The following is a 21146-nucleotide window of genomic DNA, read 5'->3' on the forward strand; positions in this document are numbered from 1 at the left end:
ACCAAAAAGACTAATCGTCTAGTACGATTGGTCTTTTTGTGTTTTAATATAAGCTAAAATCTCCTCCAATGGGGTCTGGTAATGAAACCAATGAATCTCAGGATCTTTTTTGAACCAGGTGAGTTGCCTTTTGGCAAATCTTCGGGTATTTTTTTTTATTTCTGAAATGGCTTCATCCAGGCTTAGCTCGCCATCAAAATGAGCAAATAATTCCTTATACCCCACGGTTTGCAGAGCATTGTTCTGTCTATACGGATAAAGCCTTTTGGCTTCTTCTACTAAACCTTGATCGATCATCAGGTCCACACGCTGTTCAATTCTGCTATAAATCACTTCCCGCGGAGCATCAAGACCGATTTTTATGACCTCAAATTTGCGTTCTTTTTTCTTTTGATTTTGAAAGGATAAAAAAGACTGTCCAGAAGATTCAATGACTTCCAAAGCTCTGCTAAGTCGTCTCGGGTTTGAAACGTCGATCGTCTTAAACGTTTCAGGGTCTTTTTCCTTAAGTAAGGTCTGCAATGTCTCTATGCCCTCGGTGTTAAGGATATCATTATATTTTTCTCTTATTTCTGAAGGTATTTCAGGAAAGGAATCCAGGCCTTCTGTTACAGCTTTCTGATAAAGCCCGCTTCCACCAACCAAAAGGGCCATGGAATTGGATTTAAAGAGGCCTTGTAAAACCTCTAGGGCCTCATCTTCAAATCTGCCAACATTGTAGGCCTCTCTTATCGAGATGTGCTGTATAAAATGATGTTTTGCCTTTGCGAGTTCATCCGCTGTGGGAACTGCGGTTCCAATCTGCATTTCCTGAAAGAATTGTCTGGAGTCTGCAGAGATAATTTCAGCAGCAAAATGAGAGGCCAGTTGTATGCTCAGAGCGGTTTTGCCAATAGCTGTGGGGCCGACAATGCAAATCAAGACTGGAGAATCAGTTTTCATGTTTCTATATCTTCTTTGCTTTTGTTGAGCGGATAACCACATTTGTGGCAAAACTCCGCATTATCTTTATGTTGGCTCTCACCACAGTTGTAGCACACCTGAGTGTTTCTGGAAAAATTTTCTTTGGTCATCTCTGCGGTGACAATTCCAGTAGGAACAGCGATAATGCCATAACCTAGAAGCATAATGAGAGTTGCGATGAATTGACCTAAAGGCGTTACAGGGTGAATGTCTCCAAATCCAACCGTAGTAAGAGTAACGATTGTCCAGTAAATCCCAATAGGAATGGAGGTATAGCCGTTTTCTGGACCTTCTACAAGGTACATAATGGTACCCGAAACAAAAGATACTATGATGACACTGTAGAGGAATATTAATATTTTGGGCATACTTCTTTTTAAGGCGACTGAAACTACAGAACCTGCTCCTGTGTATCTTGCTAATTTAAATACACGGAAAACGCGCAGTAATCTAAGTGCTCTTAAAGATAGCAGTGCTCCAGAGCCTGCGAAGATTAAAGAAATGTATAAAGGTATTGTGGAGAGAAAGTCAACAATACCATAAAAACTAAAAATATAATTCTTAGGTTGCTTGATACTTATGATTCTCAAGATGTATTCAATCGTAAAAAAAATGGTGATTATCCACTCTAGAGTTACAAAAAGGTTGTGGTATTTTAGACTAATAGATTCTACCGAATCGAGAACAACTAATGTTAAACTCGCAAGAATCACCACGATTAAAACAACATCAAAGGCTTTGCCTGTAGTTGTATCAGCTTCATAAATAACTTCATGAACTTTTTCTTTCCAAGTCATAGCTGCGATTTAAACGGGTTGAGTGTATTTAAAACTATTTAGTCTAGTCGTCCTGATTTTTTTCTGATGATTTTTCACCAATAAAAGAGTCTAAGTCAGAGTTTTTTCCAAAGATGACTAAAATGTCTTTTTCTTTCAATTCCACATTTGGATTGGCGATTCCTTCAATTTTATCGACTTTCTCTTTTTCTCCAATCTGCGTAGTTTTTTCTTTTCTTTGAATAATCGTTAGGATAAGGAGATTATGTTCTTCTCTGATCTTTAACTCCTTAATTGTTTTTCCCACATACTTTTCGGGAACCTTAGCTTCAATAATGCTGAATTCATCATTGAGCTCAAAAGAATCGATTACATTTTTCAAATGAAGTTTGTTCGACCAGCGCTCTGCGGTTTCTGATTCCGGATGTACGATTTCATCAACCCCAATAGCTTCAAGAACTTTTTTATGTAACGGGTTTATAGCTCTGCTTATCAATCTTTTGGCGCCTAAATTTTTAAAAAGAGCAGTTGCCATAAGATTTGAACCTTGATCTTCGCCGATAGCGATTAAAACAATATCAGTTTCTTCAAAAGGTAAATCAGAAACAGCAAGTTCATCGGTAGCATCCATGCGGATGGTGTGGGTTACTTTTTCTTTAAAATGTTCTACCTTCTCCATGCTATCATCAATGGCAATGACTTCGTTACCAAGAGCTGTTAATTTCTGAGCGATGGAAGATCCAAAATTTCCCAAGCCTACTATGATATATTTCATGTTTAGTTGATTGTTATTTCTTCAGTAGGATAATCATAATTCTTCTGTTTTATTTTCTTAAAAATAGCGATTACAACCGTAAGCATACTCACTCTTCCTACAAACATAGTAAAAATGATTACGGCTTTCCCTAAATCGCTCAGCTGTCCGGTGATTCCCAGGCTCAATCCCACTGTAGAATACGCCGAAATGGTTTCAAAAACCAAATCGAAAAGACTTAAGTTTTTATCGCTGATACTTAAGATCAAGATAGAAAAACCTATCACTATCAAAGATAAAGCAATAATGGCGTAAGATCTTCTAATCGATATACTGGATATTTCTCTTTTAAAAACTTCAATTCTGGATTTACCTTTAGCTAAGCTCAATATATTTAAAACAGAAATGGCGAGGGTACTGGTTTTGATACCGCCACCGGTTGATGCTGGTGAAGCCCCGATCCACATCAGCAATAAAATTAATAACAAGGTCGGCATGCTTAATAAAGCCATGTCTACCGTATTAAATCCTGCTGTTCGGGGAGTAGCTGCTGTAAATAAGGCAGTCACTATTTTTCCAAAACCAGTGTGTTCAGCAAGGGTGTTTTCGTATTCTAAAACATAGACGGCAACCAATGCAATTGCCGTTACTGTAAAGGTGGTAATTAAGGTAATCCTGCTATTGATATTCAACACCCAGGGTTTAAAATTTCTTCCCCCGCCAATCAATCTTTTAACGCTGTACTTGATATAGTTATCGATATTTTCAACAATTGGAAATCCAAGCCCACCTACTATAAAAGATACAATGATGATAAGTTGTAACCCGTAATTAAACCGAAAGCCTTCCTCATAAAAACTACTGGATAAGGTTGAAAACCCTGCATTGCAAAAAGCTGATATCGCATGAAAAACCGAGAAAAAAGCCTGGTCTATAAAACCGTTAAAGTCGGTACTATCCAATGAGGTGTAAATAAGGATGGCTGACACCAGTTCAATTCCAAAAGTGATCACAATAATATACTTTAAAGTTTTAAACACAGTGTTTAAAGATTTGGAACTGGTAATGCTGTTTAAAGTCAGTTGATTTTCATAGGTTGAACCGCCTTTGAAAAAATAACTAAAAAAACTGGTAAAGGTTAGAATGCCAAGCCCGCCAATCTGTATCAAACAAAGAATGATGGTTTGACCTAAGCCCGTAAAATAGCTCCCGGTATCCACTACAATAAGTCCTGTAACACAAACAGCGCTGGTGGAGGTAAATAAGGCATCTATAAAACTAATTCCGGAATGGGTGGCATTGGGTAGCAGGAGAAGCAGGCTGCCCAGAAAAATAATAGTCAGAAAACTCAGTATAAAAAGTTGAGCCGGATTGAGTATGGTACGGTCTACGGAAATTTTAATGTCAGACGATTCTCGAATGAACGTAAAAATAATAGCAAACTTTAACCAGTAGTCGTCAATGTAAAAACTTTCTAGAAACGAAACTTCCAGGAGCATAAAATGCCTTACGAGTACAAAAACTGAAAATAAAATCGATAACACATCAAAAATGACAACTTCCTTATTCGGCAGGCTTTCGTTTTGATAATACCTGATTGAGGTAGAGGTGACTCCAAGAACTAAAACAACTGCATAAAAAATAGTATAGGTAGTGGTCAGATTTTCAGGATGATCGAATCCTAAATCAAAAATCAGTATGACTAGACCTAAAAGACTCAGCAAAAATGAAATACTATGAACAAGGGTATTTTTATTCATTTTAGAACGTAAGGATCTTTAAGTGGTGATTGCTTTTTCTTAAATAACTCTGTATGATATGTTGAGAATCTCTGTCGTTTTGCATTGGATTGATAATATTTTTGAGGATAGACATATTTTCGACTTGAAAATTTAATTCGGTATATCCTGCGCCTGCAAGTTCTCCGTTTTCGATCAAAACTACACTTTTCTCACCGGCATGTCTTCCTCTGTCCTGTATAATCATGTTTTTATTTTGGTAATCATAAAAGTCAATAAGCTGTCTGACTCTCTCATTGTAGCTTTCTGATGATTCCTCATGGACACATGCCCCCTGACATTGTTTGATGGTATAATTAAAACAGGCGCCTTCGGTTTTATGAAGTCCGGTCAGCTTTTGGCAAAGCCCATAGGTTTCTAAAGCCCGTTCCATAAAAGCTTTACCCTGCTGGTAATTGGTGAAACTCGTGATGTAGTTTTCTTTTGATTTTAGTTTTGACACCGAAAGATTGATAAAGCCCTTTTCATCTTCAAAGGCATACAGACCATGAGTGAACAGGCTTTTTTTAAGTGCCGAATTAAATTTAGGCTTTAATTTTTTGATGGACTGATTTTCCTTGAGTAAAGCCAAAAGTTCATTGCCTGTTCTTTCAAAATCTATGGAAGTCACATGCTCCTGTATTTCTCTGGATTTGGGTGCATCACTCGTGAAATGCTGGTTAGCCCGCTTTTTGATATCCTTGCTTTTCCCAACATAGATAATGTCACCATCGCTATCCGAAAAATAATAGACTCCAACCGCATTCGGCAATTCGTCTACCAGCCGTATCAGCTTTTGGTCGACGCTGCTTATGGCATTTAGCTTCAGGTTGGAACTTATGATTTCCTTATCCACATCCTTTTCCAAAAGTAGCTTGAATAGCTTTACAGTGGCCAGGGCATCACCACTTGCCCGATGTCTGTCCGTTATAGGGATTCCCAGTCTTTTGACGAGTTTTCCGAGGCTGTAAGATTCAAAGCCGGGCAAGAGTTTTTTAGATAATTTGACGGTACACAAGGTTTTACGCTCATAAGTGTAGCCTAGTCTTTCAAACTCCAGCCTCAGCATTCTGTAGTCAAACTTGGCATTATGCGCAACAATGATACAGCCTTCGGTAATTTCAATAATTCGTTTGGCTACTTCGTAAAACTTGGGCGCGTGATGAAGCATTTCATTGTTGATGCCCGTTAATCCAACCACAAACGACTGTATTTTTCGTTCAGGATTCACCAAAGAGATGAACTGGTCCACGATTTCATGTCCGTCGAATTTGTAAATAGCAATTTCTGTGATTCCCTCTTCGTTATATTTCCCTCCTGTGGATTCTATGTCTAGTATAGCGTACAATCTATCTCCTGTAAATATTTGAAATTAAGGGGCAAAAATAAAGATATAATTCTGTTTCAAAGCCTTATAACCAAAAGTTTAAGCTTTTAAAGTAGACTTATTTTTCTTTTTTATGCTGAATTTAACCCTGCTTAACTTCAGTGGCTAAGACAAAATGACATGCTCATTCTTTTAAAAGCAGACATTTTGACGTATATTTTCTTCAAAATCCCTTAGTAATCTGGTTTTAAGCTTAAAAACACACCTGTAACATGCATTTTTCACTCTAAAATTAATTTGGTATCTATTTTGAAAATACTGTAAATGTAATTGTGATATTAACCTTTAAAACTTATAAATTATGTTACCAACACATTATGTAAATCAGGATGTAAGTCTGTTCGACAGACTTTTTAACAACGACATGTTCAACAGAGATTACTCTGAAACCAACACCACTTTACCTTCGGTCAACATCAAAGAAAACGAAGATAAATTCGGCGTAGAAGTAGCTGTTCCAGGATTTGATAAAAAAGATTTTAAAATCGAATTGAATAACAACGAACTTACTATTTCATCAGAGAAAAAAGAAGAACATGAAAAGGAAGAAGGCGAACGCTATACGCGAAGAGAGTTTAGTTATCAGTCGTTTAGAAGATCCTTCACCTTGCCAAATACGGTAGACGGCGATAAGATTTCTGCGCAATACAAAAATGGAGTTCTTTATGTAGATATTCCAAAACGAGAAGAGGCTAAGCCAAAGCCGGCAAGAGAAATCGCCATTAAGTAATTGGTTTAGATTTGAATTAGCTAAAAAAGCGGTCTCAAACTATCTAAATGGTCACCTTGTCCCGATGCTTCAGGAGTTTCAAGGTCTTAACATAACTTGATTATCAATTATAAAAGATTCTGAAATCAACCCGGCTGCTTGACGCAGTCAGGTAGGTTCAGAATGACAAAAAGATAAATTTTGAGACCGTTTTTTGTTTATTCGTATCACACAAAAAGATTATATTTTCAGTACTACTGAACTTTCGGCCAGACAGTGTTTTAGAGATTGTCTTCAATCAATCTCTATGGTCTCTGCGCCTCAGCGGTGAAAGAATCATAAATAATTAATACTTTTTCACTGGGATGTGCCGAAACCTTAATGCCTTTCCCCAAAAATAGAACTCCCAATTCTCACCATAGTTGTCCCGTGTTGCATGGCGATTTTGTAGTCACCGCTCATACCCATGGACAGAATACTGAAATCAGGATAGGTTTTGGACGTTTCTTCATAGAGATTCTGAAGGACTTGAAATTCTCTATGAACTTGATCTTCATCATCCGTAAAAGTAGCCATACCCATCAGGCCTTTAAGCTTGACGTTTTTTAATTCGGCGAGTTTTTCGTCTTTCAGAAAAGCCTTTAACTCCTCAGGAGACATCCCGTACTTGGAGTCTTCCTCAGCAATCTTAACCTGGAGCAGGCAGTTAATCACGCGGTCGTTTTCCCTGGCTCGTTTATTTATTTCTTTAAGCAGCTTCATCTTTTGTACAGCGTGAATTAGATCCACATAAGGGGCCATATATTTCACTTTGTTGGTTTGCACATGACCCACCATATGCCATTCGATGTCTTTGGGTAAAGACTCCCATTTACCGGTCATCTCCTGAATCTTGTTTTCACCAAATATCCGCTGACCAGCCTCATAGGCTTCCAACAGATCTTCGTTGGGCTTGGTTTTGGAAACGGCAACCAGATCCACATCTTCTCCAAGTTCTTCTTTAAAAAATTTAATATGTTCCTTTATAGTGCCTTCCATGAATTAAATTTTAAAATGTGATAATAATTTAATTAACTATGAATCTGTCATTTTGGATAAAAATTCAGAATTCATAAATCGTAATCCCACTCCTCAGTCTCGGTTCAATAAAGGTCGTTTTCGGCGGCATTTTCATGCCCTCATCTGCAATGGTTTTCATCTCGTCAATTTTAGCAGGATACATTCCGAAACCAACTTCAAATTCTCCATTATCAATCATCCCTTTCACGTAAGCCATGTCTTTCTGGCCCTGACTATATTCCAGTCTGGAATTATTTCTCAGGTCCTCTATGCCTAAAATAGGCTTCAGGATAGTATTGTACAGGATCTGTGCATCAAGCCTGGATAAGGCATCATGAAAATCATAATTTCTGAACCTCAGATTCAATTCGTAAAAATCACCATCCAGATACATGCTAAAATGATGAGGCTTCGTTGGCTTGTAATAATTCTGCTTCAGGTTTTCAATTTTGAATTGCTCATCCAGTTTTATCAAAAACTCATCTTTGCTCAGGCCGTTTAGATCTTTAACAAGTCTGTTGAATTCGTGAATTCTTAAATGACTTTCAGGAATAAAGAAACCCATAAAATAATTGTAAGCTTCGTAGCCTGTATGCGCCTCATTTTCTGCCTGGAGTTTTTTCTTTAGGTCGATAGAGGATAAACTTCTGTGATGACCATCGGCGATATAAATATGCTGCATGGCTTTAAATTCCGCCTCGATTTGCTCTTTGGTCGCTTCATCATCAATCACCCAAAAGTGATGGGTTTCTCTGGAGGTGGTGGTAAATTCATATTCCGGCCGTTCCTGCATTCGTTCCTGAGCGATTCCTTCTAAAACGGTATTATCCGGGTAGGTGAGGAGCACAGGATCGGCATTGAATCGAACGGTTTTTAGATATTCTGTAAAGACATCCACTTTTTCCTTGAGTGTGTCTTCGTGTTTTCTGATGCTGTTGTTTTCGTAATCTTCAGTACTGGCTGCGCCCACAAAACCCACAAACTGTATTTCATTTCTGTAGATGATTTTATGCAGATAGTAGCAGGGTTTTTTATCCTGCTGAAAACTGCCGTCTTCTTTGAATTCTTCGAACCTGTTTTTGACAAGGCCAAAACGCTCCTTGCCGGAGATTTCCTTATTGTATTTGTACCCCGGATTTACAATATGCAAAAACGAAAACGGGTTGTTATCCAGCCGAGCTTCTATCTGAGCTTTGGTATAGGTATCGTAAGGTTTTGAAGCTATAAGACCTACTTTATCTCGAGTAGGTCTGGTCGCTCTAAAGGGTTTGACAACGGGCATGATTAAGAGGCAAATTGTGAAGACACCTTTTCTGCCTTTTTATTTTCGCTGTAATCGTAGAAGCCTTCACCGGATTTCACGCCGAGTTTGCCTGCTCTTACCATATTGACCAGGAGTGGGCAAGGAGCGTATTTTGGATTTTTGAAACCATCGTACATCACTTCCAAAATGGACAGACACACGTCTAAGCCAATAAAATCGGCCAGCTGAAGTGGTCCCATAGGGTGAGCCATTCCGAGTTTCATGACGGTGTCGATTTCCTGAACACCAGCTACATTGTTGTATAAGGTTTCAACCGCCTCATTGATCATAGGCATCAGGATGCGATTCGCTACAAAACCGGGATAATCATTCACTTCAGTGGGGACTTTACCTAGATTTTTGGACAAGTCCACGACTGTTTTGGTAACCTCATCACTGGTGTTGTAACCTCTGATGATTTCCACCAGTTTCATGATGGGCACCGGGTTCATAAAGTGCATTCCTATCACCTGTTTCGGTCTGTTGGTTACCGCAGCGATTTTGGTAATCGGAATCGAACTTGTATTGGAAGACAGAATGGCTTCAGAGGGACAAACTTTATCAAGCTCTCTAAAGATGTCCAGCTTAATTTTTTCATTTTCTGTAGCCGCTTCTACAACAAGGTCAGCGTTTTTGGCGCCATCGGCAATACTTGTAAAGGTTGTGATGTTTGCCAGCGTCCGCTTTTTATCGTCTTCGCTTATTTTTTCTTTGCTCACCATGCGGTCCAGGTTTCTGGTGATGGTTGCAATTCCTTTGTCTAAATTGTCTTTGGTTACATCGATTAAACTGACTTTATAATCGAACTGGGCGAATGTATGCGCAATACCATTACCCATGGTTCCTGCTCCTATAATTGAGATATGTTTCATGATCTGTATAGTTTAAAGTTATTAATTATCAAATGCTTTTATGATTTGCATAGCGACTCGTAAAGCTTCTGTGCCCTGTTCTAAAGTCACTATGGGGGGAGTGTCGTTTTCAATGGCGGTGGCAAAGGTCTCTAACTCATCCAGAATGGCATTGTTGGTTTGTATTTCCGGGTTATCGAAATAGATTTGTTTCTTGACGCCTTCTGCATTTTGAAGAATCATCGCAAAATCATCCGGCTCTTTTGGTGCGTCCTTCATTTTGACCACTTCAGTGACTTTCTCCAAAAAATCCACAGAAACGTAGGCATCCCTTTGGAAAAAGCGCGATTTACGCATGTTCTTCAAAGAAATCCTGCTGGCAGTTAAATTAGCCACACAGCCATTTTCAAACTGAATCCTGGCGTTGGCTATGTCTGGCGTTTCTGAAATAATGGAAACACCGCTTGCACTGATGGTTTTGACTTTGGATTTGACCACGCTTAAAATGGCGTCGATATCGTGAATCATCAAATCCAGAACAACGGGCACATCCGTTCCGCGAGGATTAAATTCGGCTAAACGATGCGCTTCAATAAACATGGGGTTATCGATTTTATCGATGGCTGCTCTAAAGGCCGGGTTAAAACGCTCCACATGTCCGACCTGACCTTTCACGTGGTGTTCTTTGGCCAGCTGAATCAGGTTTTCGGCTTGCTCGACTGTAGAGGTTATGGGCTTTTCTATAAACACATGAACACCGGCTTTTATGGCCTGCTCTGCCATGATGGAATGATTGGTCGTAGGAGTGACGATGTCGATCACATCTACTTCCTTAAGCAGGTCTTTATAATTATCGAAATACCTGTAGCCAAATTCCTTTTCTACGGCCAAGGCATGGTCATTATTGGTATCGTGAAATCCAACCAGGGCATATTTCTTGGATTCGCTGAGCAATCTCAGGTGAATTTTACCGAGATGTCCAGCTCCCAAAACACCGACTTTTAGCATAAATAATATGATTTTAAACAAAAGTAACATTTCTTTTTTAGTAATACCGACCTTAAGAAAGCTTATAGGAATTCTTTTAGAGTCTGATCAGACTGGGTGAAACACAGATAATTATAATATATATTTATGTATATCATATAATATATAAATAAAAATATATGAATCGATATTCTGATATTTGTATCGTCAACCTAAAACCTATACTCATGAGTACATTAGAAGCCAACAAAGAAGAAAAAACACAAAGCCTTAGTAAACCTGTAAAAATTGCTGTAGCCAACGGTGACGGCATCGGTCCTGAAATCATGGAGGCCACGCTCAGAATCCTCAATGCTGCCGGAGCTAATATTGAGCCAGATTATATTGAGCTGGGAGAAAAAGTGTATTTATCGGGAAACACTTCAGGCGTTGAGGATTCTTCCTGGGAAGCCATCAATACCAATAAGGTGATCTTCAAGGCCCCTATTACCACTCCTCAGGGTAAAGGCTACAAAAGCCTGAATGTTACCTTGAGAAAATCTTTGGGATTGTTTGCTAACGTTAGGCCCGTCCAGGCTTTAACGCCTTTTGTACCAAGTCATTTTCCCGATATGGATGTGGTAGTCGTTCGCGAAAATGAGGAAGATTTATATGCCGGGATAGAGCACAGGCAAACCCAGGATGTGTACCAATGTTTAAAGTTGATAACCCGACCGGGTTGTGAACGTATTGTTCGTTATGCTTTTGAATATGCTAAGGCGTGTGGCAGAAAAAAAGTAACCTGCATGCTGAAAGACAACATCATGAAAATTACTGACGGATTATTCCATAAGGTTTTTGATGAAATTGCAATCGAATACCCGGAGATCAATAGTGAAACTCAAATCATAGACATCGGCGCGGCGCGTCTGGCTGCCAAGCCTGAAAATTATGATGTCATTGTTACGTCGAATCTTTACGGCGATATCATTTCAGATATTGCAGCAGAAATTGGAGGTTCTGTAGGAATGTGCGGCTCGGCAAACATAGGTAAGAACGTGGCGATGTTTGAAGCCATACATGGTTCTGCACCCGATATAGCAGGAAAAAATATAGCAAATCCGTCAGGACTCATCAATGCTGCTATTTCCATGCTTGTGCATATAGGTCAGGCTGATGTAGGGGATAAAATCAAAAATGCATGGTTAAAAACTCTTGAAGAAGGCTATCATACAGCTGATATCTTCAGAGAAGCTGTAAGTGTAGAAAAACTGGGAACCAAAGCATTTGCGGATCGAGTCATAGCAAATTTAGGAAAGAAACCTTCGCACTTCAATCCAAGCGAACTCTCTAAAGGAAGCGGAATCATTAGTGTGCCAGACTATATTCGAAAGGAAGAGAAAAAAGATCTGGTAGGCGTAGATGTATTTATAGACTGGAAAGGTAATGACCCGGAGCATATAGGCAAAGATCTTAGTGGTGTTCAGGCTTACAAAGTAAAGCTGAAAATGATAACCAACCGAGGCGTTAAAGTCTTTCCAAATGGATTAAAAGAAACCTATTGCACAGACCACTGGCGATGCAGGTTCGTTGGAGCAGACCAGGACCAGCCCGCGTATGCAAAAATTGAATTTGACCACGTGTTGGCGCTTTTATCAAAGCTATCAGAAGCAGGCTTTGACGTCATCAAAACGGAAAACCTATATAATTTCGACAACCAAAGAGGGTTTTCCCTGGGACAGGGAGAATAGTTTTTTAGTTAGATTATGCCCTGAAATGCCTTAAGTTTTGCTTGAGGCATTTTTTTTATAGGCATATCCAAAAAAGTAGTTGTCTAAAAAACTTTCTGCGAAAATTAGATTAAGCCAGAGCATGTGCTTAGATGAACACTTAGCAATTTTAGCTTCAATCCGGCATAAAATGCTCAGCAGAAAATTCTGCACAAGGATATTCCTGAGTTGGCCTTAACAGTTTCAATTTCTTTCAAATTTTAAAAAAATAGAGAATCAGCTTTTTTAGTTTAAAGTTAAAGAATGCTTAATCGTTTAGTGATGGCTTGATGGATAGCTAATTTTAATTCAGTAAGATTTTTTCTGTTTAGTAAAAATTATAAAATCTTAGAGTTTAAAAATGAACAAAACCACCTTTCACATCAGCCAGATGGATTGCCCTTCAGAAGAACAGATGATCCGAATGAAGCTGGAAAATTTTGAGGAGGTTAAGCAGCTTTGCTTTGATCTTTCTAATCGAAAACTTGAAGTCTATCACACCACTAATGTGGCAGGTATTCATCAGGCGATACATGAGCTTGGGCTTAAGGATGAATTGAAAGGAACAGAGGAAGCAGAGTTGCCTGTTGCCGGTGATGATGAAGCTCAACAGCGAAAAATCCTTTGGTGGGTACTAGGTATTAATTTTACCTTCTTCGTTGTTGAAATGACAACGGGCTGGATTTCAAGTTCCATGGGTTTGATAGCTGATTCTCTGGACATGCTGGCCGATTCTATTGTTTACGGTCTAAGTTTACTGGTAGTTGGGTCAACTGCAATCCGCAAGAAAAAAGTGACAAAAGCCAGTGGCTATTTTCAAATGATTTTAGCTTTAATCGGTTTTTCAGAAGTCCTGAGACGTTTTTTTAGGGAAAGTGAAACCCCTGTGTTTCAACTTATGATTATTGTTTCCATTTTTGCTTTAATGGGAAATCTGATTTCACTTTGGCTCATCAACAAAAATCAAAGCAAAGAAGCACATATGCAGGCGAGTGCCATCTTCACTTCCAACGATATTATTGTGAACGCAGGAGTCATGGTGGCAGGGATTCTGGTTTATTACCTGAATAGCAAATGGCCGGATTTGGTCATAGGCGGACTAGTTTTCACTGTTGTCATGCAGGGCGCCTTCAGAATTCTAAAACTGTCCAAATAAAATGGAACAACACCACGATCATTCTCAGGATACCGGTAACTTAAAAGTTGCTTTCTTTCTAAATCTTGGTTTTACTATTGTTGAGATTATTGGAGGAATTTATACCAACAGTTTGGCCATTTTATCCGATGCCTTACATGACCTGGGGATAGTCTGAGTCTGGGGCTTTACTGGTATTTTCAAAACCTATCCAATACAGGGCGTAACCAAAATTATTCCTACAGCTATAAGCGCTTTTCCTTGTTGGGCGCAATCATCGATGCGGTTGTGCTGGCAGTTGGCTCTGTATTTATTTTGACTCAAACCATACCTCAGCTATTTAACCCTGAAGATACACATGCTGAAGGCATACTTTACCTGGCAATTCTTGGGGTTATTGTAAATGGTGCTGCCGTTTTTAAACTGAGAAAGGGTGAATCCATAAACGAAAAGGTGGTGTCCTTACACCTGCTCGAAGATGTGCTCGGCTGGGCGGCAGTTTTAGTCGGAAGTATACTCATGATGAACTTTGATGCGCCTTTTATCGATCCGCTTTTATCCATTTTGATATCGCTATGCGTGATTTACAATGTTTAAAGAAATCTAAAGAAAAGCATACAGGTGATTTTACAGGCAACCCCTTCAGAGGTTTCCCTGGATGAGGTCAAAAGCAAACTCCTGGACCTGTCTGAAATTATGAAATTTCATGATCTCCACGTCTGGTCTTTGGACGGGAACTATAACGTGATGTCTGTTCATGTGCGATTGAAACAAGATTATAAACTGTCAGAAGTTTCGGATTTAAAAGAAAAGATACGATACAGACTTCACGAGGAATCTATTGAACATGTCACGATTGAAATTGGAGGTAAAGATGGAGGCTGCAGTTATGGGAAGTCTAAAATTTAAATAAGATTCAATTCATTTTATAGACAATTAAAAGATTCATAAAATAAGCCATTGTATTGTAATGTATTAATGTGTATGCCTAAATTACGAATATCTATATTGATTTAATTAAATAAAACTACCATGAAGAATTTAGGATTATTAGCGACGGTCAAAGCTAAAAAAGGAAAAGAAAGCGAAGTGAGAAATTTTTTATCAAATGCTGTTGAAGCTGCAAAGAAAGAAAATGAAACCCTTACCTGGTATTCTTTTCAAATAGATGAGTCGACTTTTGGAATTTTTGACACCTTTGAAAACGAACACGGCAGAGATGCGCACCTCAATGGAGAAATCGCCAAAGCTTTAATGGAAAACGCATCAGAATTACTAGTGGAAGATCCTAACATTAGAAAAATTGAAATTATAAGTAGTAAATGATTACTGGCTTATTGAGTTTTAGAAACGGCTAGCTTATGAAAGCCGATCGTTTTTATATAACCAAAACAGCTTAAAAGCCATTGTAACTGGTTTATGTTTCGCTTGATAAGCATCTATTGAAAACCGAATAAATATATAGCCCTAAAACAATATTTTCGCATATAGAATTGCTCATATTTTTTTCTAAATTTACTTCCATATTCGTCAAAACATAAAGGCTTGGAAGACAGTTACAGACAGCAGGGTAAACGCAAATTACTGGTAGAATTGATTCGGGAAAAAGGCATCAAAGACGAGAAGGTTTTGAATGCCATCAACTCAATTCCCAGGCACTTGTTTATGGATAGTAGTTTTGAAGACCATGCCTACCAGGACAAAGCTTTTCCCATTGCGGCAGGACAGACCATATCTCAGCCGTATACCGTTGCTTTTCAAACGGAACTGCTTCAGGTCAAACCCGGAGATCTGATTTTGGAAGTGGGGACGGGTAGCGGTTACCAGGCGGCTGTGTTATGTGAATTGGGAGCCAAAGTTTACACCATAGAACGTCAGCACAAACTCTACAAAAAAACCAAGAACTTCCTGGAGCAGTTAGGATACAGACCCAAGTTTATGAGTTTTGGAGACGGTTACAAGGGTCTTCCAGACTATGCGCCATTCGATAAGATCATCGTGACTGCTGGCGCCCCGTTTATTCCAAAGCCCTTATTGTCTCAACTGAAAGTAGGGGGCAGGCTTGTGATTCCCGTAGGGGAGGATCCGCAAATTATGACTTTACTGACAAGAACTACACCTACAAAATTTCAGAAAGAAACCTTCGGAGAATTCAGGTTCGTTCCGCTGCTGGAGGATAAAAACTAAAATTGGTCCAGTAATTTAATGCCGAAGATGAGAGCTCCATTTTGCCAGCCGCTTTGATAAGGTTTGACATAATCTAGCCTAAAAAATCTAAATTCACCAAATCCCACATTATCCAAGCCGACAGAAAATTCAGAATAAGGGTTATATGCCTCTGTAAACAGGCTTTTTGCTCCTAAAACCAGATTGAAATTGAGTTGATTGAGCAAGGGTAACTTGTTCAGAACATAACCTTTAAAGTTGTGTTCCACATGAACATCTGCATAATTTGAATTGGTTGAAAGTTCATAGTAGGGCAATAGATTAAACTGATTGAGGTAATTGTCTGAAGTGCCTATTCTGGTTTGATTTCCATTAAAATGCGTATAATCCAGAAATGAAATATGTTCAGCATTGAAAAACAAGCCTGCATTCAAACTATAAGCTAAGTCACCAAACCGGGAAATGGTTTTAGTCTGAGTAAGTCTGATTTTTAGCAAATCAAAATGGTAATCTTTTATATCTGAAGCCAGCCCCTTTTCATACAGAAAGCTCAAGACAGGAAACCTATTGCTGTAGGTGTTGTATTTTCCATTGGGCGTCAGTACATATTCCTGGTCAAAATTGAGTTCCCCTGCGATTCTTAACTTACCGATATTATGCGAAGGGAATAGCAGTGAGCCAAAATCCTGTGGTGCCAGGGGGTTGTTGGCTGTGAATCCTCCATTTTCATTAGGGATTATCGGAGAGTTTGTAGAATTGATTAAGGCTCGCCTTCTCTCGAACTTAAAAGCTGCACTCATTCTTAGTCCATTAAAGACCTCCTGACTATAACTGACTTCACCGAAACTAGTTTCATATAATTTGAGATAATTCCTTTCAAAAAACACAGAAGCAACAGAAGATAAACGTTCATTGATGGGGTTGGTAGAGTTGATTTCTTCCAGCTTAGTTCCTCCGGAAAGGCTGAAGAAAGGCCTGGAGAAATTATTGAATTTTTTAGTCCACTTTCCATGAACTCTTAGCTTTTCTTCAGAGAATCCATAGTCGAAAAAAGAGCGGAGTTCCCAAAACCTGCGGTAAGTGCCTGCGGTATCTTTTTGTCTGAAATACACATCAGACTTGATATTGAAGCCCTGAACGGTGTTGTAATTGATATTGGTAAGCCCTGTAAATCCAGCTTCCCGATGCGAGGTTGAATTCTGCCAGGAGTAACCAAAAATAGGATCGGTGATACTGAAGGTATTTCTAACGGCATCAATAGAGTCTTTGTAGGCCGGCGAGTTTTTGAGTGTTTGAATACTGTCTTTAAAAGCGTAATCCTCCAGCTCCAGGCTCGTCAGTGGCACCGGCCTGTTTTTTTTCCAAAACAAACTGTCTTTGGTGTTGGCTTCTTTCTCAAACACAATAATGGCATTGTTGAAGTCCTTAGGGGTGAGTCCGGGGTTGAAGTCATAGTTTTGATAGGAAGCGACAAAGTCTCCGCCTCCTGAAATCCCGAATATTCCCCAGCTGAAGGAAATATCCTGGGAGATTAGTGCCCAAAAGGCGTTCTCTTCGCTGTATTTGAAGTTTTGATTGAAATTGATTTCATCAACCACTTCAATTTGCAAAGATTTTCCTGTGGTTTTTAATTCAATGCCATAAATTTCCCAGGTATCTTCCAGAATATACAGATGACCGCTAAATACAATATCCTTGGGGCGTTTGGGAATAACTTTAATTTTATTGACCAGAAATTTGTCGTTGTCATAGAAGGTTCCAACGAGTTTGTAGTCGTAATAGGACAATGCAAAATCGGCGATAGGGGATACCAGATTGTTTCCTAAATCAATGGTGTTTTCATAGAATGAAAAATTGAAATCTTCGGCAGAATTAAAACTAAATCCTCTGTCGTTTCCGCTCACTTTGGAAGCGATGATGCGTTCTTTAAACCGATTGGGAGCTTTGTAAGCAATTTTAGAAACCGTTTCACTGAGATAAACCACACCGCTTCTGGTGGAATCCAGACCTCCGCCGAGATCCCCCACGTCCTGGCCGAGTATTTTTTCAGGTGCATTTTGGATTTCCCAGAGTCCCTTGGAATAAAAGTCAGCTTTGAATTCTTTGATCTTTGCTAAGTTCTCTTTGCGTTGAGCAATGGCGTTTCTGATAATGGCATAGGCAGGATCTTCGTTATTGGTGATTACCACATCCTCCAGGCTGGTCACTTTTTCTGACAGCTGAACTTCCAGATAAGTTGCATTCTTTTCAAGAGTTCTTCTTTCGGTTTCAAAACCCAGAAACTTGAAAACAAGGACCTGGGATTTGGCTAAATCTACATTGATTTTGAACTCGCCGCTGGCATTGGTCGTCGTTCCGGTAAAGGTCCCTTCCACATAAACGTTTACATTTTGAAGAGGTTGCTTTTCAGTATCCGTCACTTTTCCTAAAATCTGAGCCTGAGCAAACACTGAAAAGAATAAAAAGTAAAAAAGTAAGAGTTGATGTTTCATCTAGAGGTTTAGCGCATACTAGGTGTTGTAAGTTTTGTTGATACGGTTAAGCTTGCGTTTCGTATCTCTATCCTTTATGGTTTCCCGCTTGTCATGCAGTTTTTTACCCTTACATAAAGCGATTTGCAATTTTGCAAAACCTCTGTCGTTCAGGAATAATTTTAACGGAATGATAGTAAGTCCCGAGTTTCTAACTTCTTTATAAAGCTTTTTCAGCTCTTGTTTATTGAGTAAGAGCTTTCGGGCATTTTTGGGTTTATGATTGAAGTGCGTCGCATGAGAATACTCCTGAACATCCATATTGATGACAAAGAGTTCTCCTTTATCATTGAACTCACAAAAACTTTCGGCAATTGTAGCTTTGCCTTCGCGAATAGATTTGATTTCGGTACCGGCTAATACAATTCCTGCTGTATATTTGTCCAGGATTTCATATTGAAATCTTGCTTTCTTATTCTTTATATTGACTTTATTTTTCAGCATAGAGTTTCTAGTAATTCTTTCAAAAATAAGACTTTTGAAAGGATAGAGATAAGTAGCGACTAATGTTTATGGTTAAATTAATACTATGATGAAATATATTTTTGGACTTTTAATAATTGCCTTGGTAAGTTGTCAGGAATCTGATTCGACTTTGACTCCGGAAAAAATTGTGGATAAAGCCATTGCTTACTCTGGCAAATCGAAGCTGAACACCACAATTCTTAAATTTGATTTTAGAAAGTATACCTATAAAGCTATCCCCACCTGTGATGGCTTTAGATTTGAAAGAATTTCTAAAACCAAACCTGTCCGAGATGTGTTAGTCAACGAAAAGCTTAAGCGTTACTACAGCGATTCACTGGTAAAACTGGCAGACTCTACGGCTTTTTCCTATTATGAATCTGTCAATTCTGTTCATTATTTCACTCAGCTCCCCTTAAGGCTGAAAGATGATGCTGTCAATTTATCGTATCTGGGTAAAGAAGAGATTCAGGACCAGACCTATCACAAAGTGCAGGTCAGATTTTCTGAAGAGGGAGGAGGAGTCGATTTCGAAGATGTTTTTATCTACTGGTTCGATGTCAAAGATTTCTCAATGGATTACTTAGCTTATAGCTTTATAGTGAATGAAGGTGGCCTGCGTTTTAGAAAAGCCATCAACAGGAGAACAATCGAGGGTATCGTTTTCCAGGACTATGAAAATTATAAGCCGAAGAAAAAATCTAAAAATCTGGAAGGCCTGGCAGATCTGTTTGAAAATGATGAACTCGAACTTTTATCTGTTATAGAAAACAAGGCTATTGAATTAACTCCAGCTGAGCTTAATTGTAAGTAAAATCTTCAGGAACTTCTCTAGTAATCATAGAATCTTTAAGGCTTAGGTCTTTTTTAACTTCAACCTTAAAAAAGACGTCATAGTTGCTTTCATCCAGGTCCTGATATTTTTCCTCTGAAATGATTTCGTTGACAAATTTTGGATTGGTGTTGCTGTGCCCTACCACTAAAACATTTTTCCCATAGGTCTCTTTCCAGAAGGCTTCGGTAAACAAGGTGTCTTTTTGGGCCTCGTAACTTTGGATAGTCCCTTTGAATTTATGAACGATAGGAATGAGCGTTTGTATAGTTCGGCTGTAGTCGGTGGAATAAAACAAGTCAAAGTCTTTGTCTGCAAAGTAAGTGGCCATGTAATTGGCTCTTCTGATGCCTTCATCGGTGAGATGAGGATCCTTTTCCTGAGGATTCGAGGTGTCCTTTTCGGCATGCCTTAAAAAATAATAAGTCGTGTTTCGAGGATCCTGGCCTTCAGGGATATCGTAGGGAAAAGAGGATGTACTGGATTCTTTACAGGAGGTCATAAGAAGAACTATTAGGCTAATTATGTAAAGTGGTGTAGATTTCATTTAATTCGATTTTAACTCCAAAAGGATAAATTGATTCAGCTGAGGTCCAAAATTATTAAAATTATCGTCGGAGGTAACGATTAGAGTTATATTTCCATTGGGCAGGATGGGACCAAAGCAAATTCCCTCCAGGTTGTCCACGATTTTATGAGTTAGTTTGGATGCGATGCTTTTAAAATCGAAAAGCAGGCTCTTTTTGGCATAAACTATGTTTTCGGAAGCCGTACTGAGTTCCTCTATGCCTTTGATGTCTGTGGCTTTGCTGATATCAACCAGAAATAACTTCACCCGGTTGCCATGGCTTTTATGACCCGCTGAATATGACCTTTCCAGGACTAAGAATCTATTTTCATCGAGCTGAAGGAGTTCTGTCAATCCATTCAGTGCAAACGGAAGAAGCGGAATTTTTGTAATTCTATCCAAATCCATGGCATATTGCCTGGTAATTTGATTCTGATTTCTGTCATAATAGCTTATTCGAACAGGTGAATTGGTGTTGTAAAGCTTAGGGGTCGTAGCGTCCTCTTCCAGGGGAAGCTCGTTGGCAAACCAAAATCCGCTCGAGTTAGAGCTCATGGATAATCCCTCAAATACACCATTATGCCTGGGCTGATTAGTGCCGTTTGGCAGAAAGTAATCCGGTAGCGGATACTGTTCAATAAACTCCGCGTTTTGGCTTAGTTTAAAAATCCGTGGAGGAAGGTCTTTATCGATGTTTCCTTCAGTAGAAATCAGGTAATCCAACCCATCAAACCGAACAGATTCCATATCCAAAGCATTTTCTTCAAAAAAAGCATCCCCCTCAAGTTTTAAGACCGATGTAAACACAAGGGTGTCGAGGGTATAGCCATTGAGATTAAATTCAGCAGAAAAGAGTAAAGGATTGGAAGGGGAGTCGTTGGTCATGATGAGCTTGCCCGTTCTGAAATCAACGCCTGAAATACCACCAAAAGTCTCCCCTTTAACCTTAAAACCTGCAGGGAGTGTGTACTCGTCCAAAAATTCAACTTCCAGATTTTGGTTTCCTAAGCCTTTGGTAGTGCTACAACCTGCGATTAAAACCGAGAGTAGGCTTAACCTTAAAAGTTGAGTTAAATAAGAAGGTATTAACATAAAAAAAGGAATTGTTTAGTAAATTAAAGTTTAAATCTAAAA

At 39.0% G+C, this 21146-nt stretch carries 20 protein-coding genes and 1 pseudogene; 8 read left to right on the forward strand and 13 right to left on the reverse strand.

Annotation, left to right across the window (positions count from 1 at the left end; genetic code table 11):
* Positions 1-18: 18 nt before the first annotated feature.
* The 5 genes from miaA to G3567_RS03030 are packed head-to-tail and all read right to left on the reverse strand — an operon-like array spanning position 19 to position 5619.
* The gene (miaA, locus tag G3567_RS03010; protein ID WP_164003853.1) at positions 19-942 is read right to left on the reverse strand and encodes a tRNA (adenosine(37)-N6)-dimethylallyltransferase MiaA; all 924 of its coding nucleotides are present in this window, start codon (positions 940-942) and stop codon (positions 19-21) included.
* A complete protein-coding gene (locus tag G3567_RS03015) occupies positions 939-1760 on the reverse strand; it encodes an ion transporter (protein WP_164003854.1) in 822 nt (273 codons plus the stop codon). Before G3567_RS03015 ends, miaA begins: the two co-directional genes overlap by 4 nt.
* 43 nt (positions 1761-1803) lie before the next feature.
* Positions 1804-2514 carry a potassium channel family protein gene (locus G3567_RS03020; RefSeq protein ID WP_164003855.1) on the reverse strand — a complete coding sequence of 237 codons (711 nt, stop codon included), beginning with the start codon at positions 2512-2514 and terminating at the stop codon, positions 1804-1806.
* Positions 2515-2516: 2 nt separating this feature from the next.
* Entirely contained in the window at positions 2517-4253 is a 1737-nt protein-coding gene (locus G3567_RS03025; protein ID WP_164003856.1) for a TrkH family potassium uptake protein, read from the reverse strand.
* A gap of 1 nt (position 4254) precedes the next feature.
* The gene (locus G3567_RS03030) at positions 4255-5619 is read right to left on the reverse strand and encodes an exonuclease domain-containing protein (protein ID WP_164003857.1); all 1365 of its coding nucleotides are present in this window, start codon (positions 5617-5619) and stop codon (positions 4255-4257) included.
* 340 nt (positions 5620-5959) lie between these two features.
* Here G3567_RS03030 and G3567_RS03035 point away from each other — a divergent pair, with 340 nt between their 5' ends.
* Positions 5960-6388 (forward strand): Hsp20/alpha crystallin family protein, encoded by a 429-nt coding sequence (locus tag G3567_RS03035; protein WP_164003858.1) that lies wholly within the window; start codon positions 5960-5962, stop codon positions 6386-6388.
* Positions 6389-6745: 357 nt separating this feature from the next.
* On the opposite strand, the gene G3567_RS03040 is transcribed toward G3567_RS03035, so the two are convergent.
* The 4 genes from G3567_RS03040 to G3567_RS03055 form a co-directional block, all read right to left on the reverse strand.
* Positions 6746-7405, reverse strand: coding sequence for a YggS family pyridoxal phosphate-dependent enzyme (locus G3567_RS03040; RefSeq protein ID WP_164003859.1), 660 nt, complete (start codon positions 7403-7405; stop codon positions 6746-6748).
* Positions 7406-7469: 64 nt separating this feature from the next.
* Positions 7470-8708 (reverse strand): DUF1015 domain-containing protein, encoded by a 1239-nt coding sequence (locus G3567_RS03045; protein ID WP_164003860.1) that lies wholly within the window; start codon positions 8706-8708, stop codon positions 7470-7472.
* A gap of 2 nt (positions 8709-8710) precedes the next feature.
* A complete protein-coding gene (locus tag G3567_RS03050; protein ID WP_164003861.1) occupies positions 8711-9601 on the reverse strand; it encodes a 3-hydroxybutyryl-CoA dehydrogenase in 891 nt (296 codons plus the stop codon).
* Between the two features lie 21 nt (positions 9602-9622).
* A complete protein-coding gene (locus tag G3567_RS03055) occupies positions 9623-10588 on the reverse strand; it encodes a Gfo/Idh/MocA family protein (protein WP_164003862.1) in 966 nt (321 codons plus the stop codon).
* Positions 10589-10794: 206 nt separating this feature from the next.
* On the opposite strand from G3567_RS03055, the gene G3567_RS03060 reads away from it, so the two are divergent.
* The 6 genes and pseudogenes from G3567_RS03060 to G3567_RS03080 all read left to right on the forward strand — a co-directional run bounded on the left by G3567_RS03060 (position 10795) and on the right by G3567_RS03080 (position 15637).
* A complete protein-coding gene (locus G3567_RS03060) occupies positions 10795-12297 on the forward strand; it encodes an NADP-dependent isocitrate dehydrogenase (protein ID WP_164003863.1) in 1503 nt (500 codons plus the stop codon).
* A 379-nt stretch (positions 12298-12676) separates the two neighbouring features.
* Positions 12677-13471 carry a cation transporter gene (locus tag G3567_RS03065; protein WP_205521166.1) on the forward strand — a complete coding sequence of 265 codons (795 nt, stop codon included), beginning with the start codon at positions 12677-12679 and terminating at the stop codon, positions 13469-13471.
* A gap of 1 nt (position 13472) precedes the next feature.
* Positions 13473-14047: pseudogene (locus G3567_RS13305) on the forward strand (cation diffusion facilitator family transporter).
* A gap of 24 nt (positions 14048-14071) precedes the next feature.
* Positions 14072-14359: a cation transporter gene (locus G3567_RS13310; protein ID WP_205521168.1), complete on the forward strand. Its 288-nt coding sequence runs from the start codon at positions 14072-14074 to the stop codon at positions 14357-14359.
* 123 nt (positions 14360-14482) lie between these two features.
* Positions 14483-14776, forward strand: coding sequence for a putative quinol monooxygenase (locus G3567_RS03075; protein ID WP_164003864.1), 294 nt, complete (start codon positions 14483-14485; stop codon positions 14774-14776).
* A gap of 219 nt (positions 14777-14995) precedes the next feature.
* Positions 14996-15637: a protein-L-isoaspartate(D-aspartate) O-methyltransferase gene (locus G3567_RS03080; RefSeq protein WP_164003865.1), complete on the forward strand. Its 642-nt coding sequence runs from the start codon at positions 14996-14998 to the stop codon at positions 15635-15637.
* Here the strand turns inward: G3567_RS03080 and G3567_RS03085 are convergent.
* Positions 15634-18108 (reverse strand): DUF5686 and carboxypeptidase regulatory-like domain-containing protein, encoded by a 2475-nt coding sequence (locus G3567_RS03085; RefSeq protein ID WP_164003866.1) that lies wholly within the window; start codon positions 18106-18108, stop codon positions 15634-15636. The genes G3567_RS03080 and G3567_RS03085 overlap by 4 nt on opposite strands.
* Before the next feature lie 18 nt (positions 18109-18126).
* Positions 18127-18591: an SsrA-binding protein SmpB gene (gene smpB, locus G3567_RS03090; protein ID WP_164003867.1), complete on the reverse strand. Its 465-nt coding sequence runs from the start codon at positions 18589-18591 to the stop codon at positions 18127-18129.
* Between the two features lie 85 nt (positions 18592-18676).
* Between smpB and G3567_RS03095 the strand changes: the two genes are divergently transcribed.
* A complete protein-coding gene (locus G3567_RS03095; RefSeq protein WP_235923455.1) occupies positions 18677-19426 on the forward strand; it encodes a DUF6503 family protein in 750 nt (249 codons plus the stop codon).
* On the opposite strand, the gene G3567_RS03100 is transcribed toward G3567_RS03095, so the two are convergent.
* Positions 19413-19991: a phosphoglycerate mutase family protein gene (locus G3567_RS03100; protein WP_164003868.1), complete on the reverse strand. Its 579-nt coding sequence runs from the start codon at positions 19989-19991 to the stop codon at positions 19413-19415. The two genes, G3567_RS03095 and G3567_RS03100, sit on opposite strands and share 14 nt — an antisense overlap.
* Positions 19992-21104: an esterase-like activity of phytase family protein gene (locus G3567_RS03105; RefSeq protein ID WP_164003869.1), complete on the reverse strand. Its 1113-nt coding sequence runs from the start codon at positions 21102-21104 to the stop codon at positions 19992-19994.
* Positions 21105-21146 lie beyond the last annotated feature (42 nt).

The organism is Psychroflexus aurantiacus (assembly GCF_010820555.1).
Taxonomy (GTDB): Bacteria; Bacteroidota; Bacteroidia; order Flavobacteriales; family Flavobacteriaceae; genus Psychroflexus; species Psychroflexus aurantiacus.